General features: G+C 59.3%; 3 protein-coding genes and 1 pseudogene. 3 read left to right on the plus strand and 1 reads right to left on the minus strand.

All coding sequences use genetic code 11. The features are described 5' to 3' along the window. Positions 1–366: pseudogene (locus DZK26_RS14055) on the minus strand (hypothetical protein); the annotation flags it as partial. Between the two features lie 207 nt (positions 367–573). On the opposite strand from DZK26_RS14055, the gene DZK26_RS14060 reads away from it, so the two are divergent. The 3 genes from DZK26_RS14060 (at position 574) to DZK26_RS14070 (ending at position 5,384) form a co-directional block, all read left to right on the plus strand. Continuing rightward, the gene (locus DZK26_RS14060; protein WP_116896795.1) at positions 574–1,884 is read left to right on the plus strand and encodes an acetyl-CoA carboxylase biotin carboxylase subunit family protein; all 1,311 of its coding nucleotides are present in this window, start codon (positions 574–576) and stop codon (positions 1,882–1,884) included. Positions 1,885–1,962: 78 nt separating this feature from the next. Further along, a complete protein-coding gene (locus DZK26_RS14065; RefSeq protein WP_116896794.1) occupies positions 1,963–3,954 on the plus strand; it encodes a class I SAM-dependent DNA methyltransferase in 1,992 nt (663 codons plus the stop codon). Next, positions 3,951–5,384, plus strand: a complete 1,434-nt coding sequence (locus DZK26_RS14070) for a restriction endonuclease subunit S (protein ID WP_116896793.1) — start codon at positions 3,951–3,953, stop codon at positions 5,382–5,384. Before DZK26_RS14065 ends, DZK26_RS14070 begins: the two co-directional genes overlap by 4 nt. Positions 5,385–6,268: the final 884 nt, after the last annotated feature.

A 6,268-nucleotide genomic window follows, 5' to 3' on the forward strand; every position in this document is an offset into this window, starting at 1 on the left:
CTTTTCGTTGATTCGGCGCTCGTCTTCGCGGATGGCCTTGTAGATGGTCAGGAAATGATCGAGGGCGCTCTCACCCATCAGGCGCTTGCTGGCATGGGCCGACCGGACGGGCTGTTCCCCGCGCAGGACGCCGACGACCACCGGTGCCCAGGCACTCTCGACCTCGTGACCCGGGTAGCGTGGATCACGCTGGAGCGAGGCAATGCCGTCGTTCCAGTAGTCGATTTCGGCATCGAATTGCTGAAGCCAGTTGGCGATATGCGAGACGGCAGCATCTTCCTCGCCGGTCACCGAGGGGATACGAATGAGCGAGACCAGGTTTTCCTTGATCCGGTCGACGTCGACCAGCGAGGCTCTTCCGGCCATGATGCGATTCCTTCGGGAAACGGGGTGAGCCAGTAACGGGGCCGGGCATCAAGTCCCGTCAACGCAGCAACAATAACGTAGAACGCCGGGGAAAGTGTAATCCGGGTCGCAACCGAATGAACGCTTTTTAACGGAATACCGACTGCATTCACAGTATGCTGGAACCGGTAACCACTTCACATGAACGTGAGTTCGGGAGGATTCTGCATGACCAAACACATCTTCGTGATTGGCCTCGACGAGATCAACAAGGGTGAACTCGAGACGGTTCACAACGCCTCCGATTACGAGTTCCACGGACTGGTCGATTACGACACCATGGTGCTGCCGAAGTCGTACCCGATGGACGAGATCATGGCCGATGCGCGCGAGACGCTCGAGAAGGCACCGGCCGTTGATGCCATCATCGGGCACTGGGATTTTCCAACCACGTCCATGCTGCCCATCCTGAGACGGGAATATGGACTGCGCAGCCCTTCGCTGGAAAGCGTTCTCTATTGCGAGCACAAGTACTGGAACCGGCTCGCGGGCGAACAGGCCGTTCCCGAGTGCACACCCGACTTCCAGGGGCTCGATCCCTACAGCGATGATCCGCTCGGCGATCTCGATATGGCGTATCCCTTCTGGCTCAAGCCCGGTATCTCGTTTTCGTCCTACCTGGGTTTTCGCATCGAAAACGAGGAGCAGTACCTGGAGGCGATGGCGACCATCCGGGAGAATATCTGGATCTTCGCCGAACCCTTCGACAATATCCTGGGTTACAGCGAGAATCGCAATGCGCTGCCCGATGTCGGCAGCGGCTCGACCTGCATAGCCGAGGCCATCATCGGCGGCAGGCTTTGCACGCTCGAAGGCTACGTGTTCGATGGCGAGACGCACGTCTACGCGATCGTCGATTCGCTCAGGACCTCCAACAACGTCAGCTTTTTCAGCTACCAGTATCCCTCCCAGCTACCCGAGGGCATCCAGAACCGGATGAAGAACCATGCCGAGACCATCCTCAACCACATCGGCATGGACAACAGCCCGTTCAATATGGAGTTTTTCTGGGACGAGCAGTCCGACAAGCTGTGGCTGCTCGAGATCAATCCCCGCATTTCCAAATCGCATTGCCCGATCTTCCGCATCGCCACCGGCGCCTCGCATCACGAGGTGGCCATCGATATCGCGCTGGGGCGGCGGCCGGACTTTCCCCGCCCGGAGGGCAGTTACCCGATGGCCGGAAAATTCATGCCGCGCGTGTTCGGCGACACCACGGTTACCCGGGTGCCCGCGCCCGAGGAGATCGAGACGCTCAAGCGCATGTACCCCGAGTTGCTGGTGGATGTCGCCATCGAGGAAGGCATGCAGCTATCGGACTTGCGGGGGCAGGATAGCTACAGCTTTGAGATTGCCGACGTCTTCATCGGCGCCGAGGACGAAGCCGCCCTGCACGCGAAATTCCGCACCATCATGGAAGTGCTTGATTTCCAGTTCGCCGATGTATTGCCCAACAGTTGGGGCAATTTCCCGGGCTAGCATGGTGCCGGCCCAGCCCGGCCGGGACATTGCAAGGACCCGCCCTGATCGGCAACAATCGGGGCCGCACGAACGGGGATCAATCGCTTGAACCAGGAAAATCTCGCCGGCTTCATCTGGGGCGTCGCCGACCTGCTGCGCGGCACGCTCAAACGCTCGCAGTACGGCCGGGTCGTGCTGCCGTTCACGGTGCTCCGGCGCCTGGAATGCGTGCTCGAGCCCACCCGCGACAAGGTCCTCAAGAAGGCCGCCCAGGCCGAGGGCAAACCCGAGGGCACCCGCCACCGCATGCTCAAGCGCGCCGCCGGCCGCGAGTTCTACAACACGGCCGAATTCCGCCTGGGCACGCTGTCGGAGACCCAGACCCGCGACGACCTGATGGCCTACGTCCAGCGCTTCAGCCCCGAGGCGCGCGAGATCTTCGAGCACTTCAAGTTCGAGGAATTCGTCGACCGGCTCGACGCCGCCAACATCCTCTATCCCGTCGTCCAGCGCTTCGCCGCCACGGACTTGAGCCCCAAGCGCCTCGATAACTTCACCATGGGCGTGGTCTTCGAGGAACTCATCCGCAAGTTCGCCGAGGACTCCAACGAGACCGCCGGCGAGCACTTCACCCCGCGTGACGTGGTCCACCTGACCACCTCGCTGGTGTTCACCGACCAGCAAAAGCGCCTCAAATCCGGCGCCATCGTGCGCATCTACGACCCCGCCGCCGGCACCGGCGGCTTCCTGTCGGAGTCGGAGGCCTACATCAAGCAGATCAGCGAAGACGTCGACGTCTCCCTGCACGGCCAGGAGCTCAACCCCGAGTCCTACGCCATCTGCAAGGCCGACATGCTCATCAAGGGCCAGGTTATCGACAACATCAAGCTCGGCAACACGCTCTCCGACGACCAGCACGAAGGCGAGCGCTTCGACTTCCTGCTGGCCAATCCGCCCTTCGGCGTGGACTGGAAGGCCGTGCGCCGCGAGGTCGAGCGCGAGCACAAGCACGACGGCTTCGACGGCCGCTTCGGCCCCGGCCTGCCGCGCGTGTCCGACGGCTCGCTGCTTTTCCTGCTCCACCTGGTCAGCAAGATGGACGACGCCGCCCCAAAGCATAACCACGGCCCGGCGCGCATCGGCATCATTCTCAACGGCTCGCCGCTTTTCACCGGCGGGGCCGGCAGCGGCGAGTCCGAAATACGCCGCTACCTGCTCGAACACGACCTGGTCGAGGCCATCGTGGCCCTGCCCACCGACATGTTCTACAACACCGGCATCGCCACCTACGTGTGGATCCTGTCCAACAAGAAGCCGAAGAAGCGCCGCGGCAAGGTCCAGCTCATCAACGCAACGGGCCACTACTCGAAAATGCGCAAGTCCCTAGGCGCCAAGCGCCGCTGGCTCGACGAACCCGAAATCGAGACCATCGTCCGCCGCTACGGCGACTTCGACGAAGGCGAGGAAAGCAGAATCTTCGACACCAAAAGCTTCGGCTACCGCCGCATCACCGTCGAACGCCCGCTCAAGCTCAACTTCCAGGCCAGCGAAGAACGCCTGGCCCGCCTGAACAGCGAACGCGCCATCGAAAAACTCGAAGAGAAAGAGCAGCAAGCCATCGAAGCCGCCTGCCGCCGCCTCGACCCCGAAACCGTCTACAAGAACCGCAAAACGTTCACCAGGGACCTGGAAGCCGCACTGAAAGAGCAGGGCACCAAGCCTCGCGCCCCGGTCAAGAAAGCCATTCTCAACGCCCTGTCCGAACGCGACGAAACGGCCGAGACCTGCACCGACAAGCACGGCAACCCCGAACCCGACACCGACCTGCGCGACCATGAAAACGTCCCGCTCGACCAGGACATCCACGACTACTTCGAACGCGAAGTCAAACCCCATGTCCCGGATGCGTGGATCGACGAAGAAAAACGCGACCCCCACGACAACCAGCCCGGCATCGTCGGCTACGAAATCCCCTTCAACCGCCACTTCTACAAGTTCGTCCCGCCACGCCCCCTGGAGGACATCGACGCCGACCTAAAAGCCTGCACCGACCGCATCAAGCAAATGATCGAGGAGATTTCGGTGTGAGTTTTCCGAGGTATCCGGAGTACAAGGATTCCGGCGTCGAGTGGCTCGGGCAAATTCCGTGCGACTGGGACGTGACTCGAGTGAAGGCCGCCAGCCATGTAATCCCGAGCAACGTGGACAAGCACTCGAAGGCCGATGAGGAGCCTGTGCAGCTTTGCAACTATACCGACGTCTATTACCACGACCTCGTCACTCCGCACATGAAATTCATGAGTGCGACTGCATCACCGGCGGAGGTCGCCAAGTTCGCGCTGGCGCCGGGAGACGTTGTCATAACAAAGGATTCTGAAACCGCTGACGATATCGCCGTACCAGCATTCGTCGCCGAGTCCCTGCCCGGCGTGATCTGCGGATATCACCTGGCAATAATTCGGCCGCGCCAAGATACATATGGCCGATACCTGCATTATCTGTTCCATGCCCGATACCTACGCTCGTACTTCGAGGTACAGGCAAGGGGCCTGACGAGAGTCGGAATATCGCAATCCGCGCTTGGCAATGCTCCTATTCCGCAGCCGCAGTTTGAAGAGCAGAAAACCATAGCGGACTTCCTCGACAACGAAACCACCAAAATCGACGCCCTGATCGAAGAACAACAGCGCCTGATCGAGCTACTCAAGGAAAAGCGCCAGGCCGTCATCTCCCACGCCGTCACCAAAGGCCTCGACCCCGACGCCCCGATGAAAGACTCCGGCGTGGAGTGGCTGGGCGCCATTCCCGATCATTGGTCCGCAGTGCGCCTGAAGCATATCTTGGCAGCGGAGGGCGGGACCATGCGGCCTGGGCCCTTTGGCAATCAACTTAAAGGCGACAATTTCGTTGAATGGTCGAACTATCCAGTGTACAACCAGGCCACCGTTATCTCAGGTGACTTTGAAAGATGCGCATATACAACTTCGCAAAAATTTGATGAGCTGTCTGGTTTTCATACACGCCCCAGAGATCTTCTTGTTACGTCAAGAGGTACGATCGGCCGCGCGGCGATTGTCCCTGATATTGCCCGGACGGGCGTAGTGCACCCATGTTTAGTACGGGTGCGATTAGATGAGGGACGCGTTCTCTCGCAATTCATAAAAAGGATATTTCAGGATACGGATCTGGCGCAAAAGCAACTGAGGATAAACAGTAACTCGACAACCATTGAGGTGGTCTACGCTGGTACGTTATCTGAGGTTTGGGTTCCATTGCCTCGCTTGAAGGAGCAAAATGCGATACTGAGAGCTATAAAGTCCCGAAGCGAAGATTTGGATGAGGCCATTGATGAAGCGCAAAGCCTCATTGGGCTGTTAACAGAACGCCGCTCTGCCCTCATCTCCGCCTCCGTCACCGGCAAGATCGACGTCCGCAACTGGCAATCCCAATCCGACACCACGGATCAACTCCCCATGGCCGCCGAAGCACCCGCCACCTACGAGGCCCGAGAGCCATAAGCCACGGGCTATCAATATGACTACACAACACCACGCGACCACGTTGTTGGCCACCCAGCAAACGCCACAGAAGCGATTTGCGTCAACCATCCCTTTCCGGCAGAATTGAACCAGGCACGGAATTAACACGGTCAGGGGGTCCCATTAGGTTCCACCACCCTAAACAGCACCAGTTACCGCCACTGAACCCGGCCGCGCTACGACACGTCGGCGCCCGGCAGCGAAATCCGAGCTCCCGGCTACTGAGCGTGGCATGCTTCTCGGTGAACCCAAAATTGAACTCAGGGAGATGCCGCGTTTTTCAGGCACATTTTCTTGTTTCGGCGCTGAAATCATGCATGCTTACTAAGTCACATTTTCGCCACCTAATTCTTAGTTATGCGAAAGAGTGACTCCCAATGACCACAGGTAAAGAAATTCGCGCCGGTATCGACAGCGAACAGGTACGAGGTCTCCTTCTAATCAACGGAGGCGCGGCGGTTGCCCTAATCGCACTCATCCCTTTCCTCCTTGATAGCGAAGCATTCTTGCCTCTTGCCCGTGGGGTTTTTGCAGGGCTGGTCGCTTTTCAGCTGGGCTTGGTCTTTGCGGTACTCCACAACAGACTCAGGAGAAAATGCTCCCTGGAGTATGAGCGGGCGGAGTCAGACTCGCCCAACTGGCCGGATCCGTGCAGGATTTTCGGATGGAAAGCGCAGGAGCCCTGCGTTTGTATGCGGAGCACGCTTTTTATGTGGCTGTCAGTAGGATGCTTCATCCTTGGCGGGCTCTTTGTTGCTATTAGCGGATTCAAGACATTGGGGTAGTCGCTTTTGTATTCGCATAACAAGTCGCTCAAGTACGTTCCGGCCCTGTCGGGCCTCCACCGGACGCGCTTACGCGCG

The sequence above is a fragment of the Wenzhouxiangella sp. 15190 genome, assembly GCF_003417465.1.
Taxonomy (GTDB): Bacteria; Pseudomonadota; Gammaproteobacteria; order Xanthomonadales; family Wenzhouxiangellaceae; genus Wenzhouxiangella.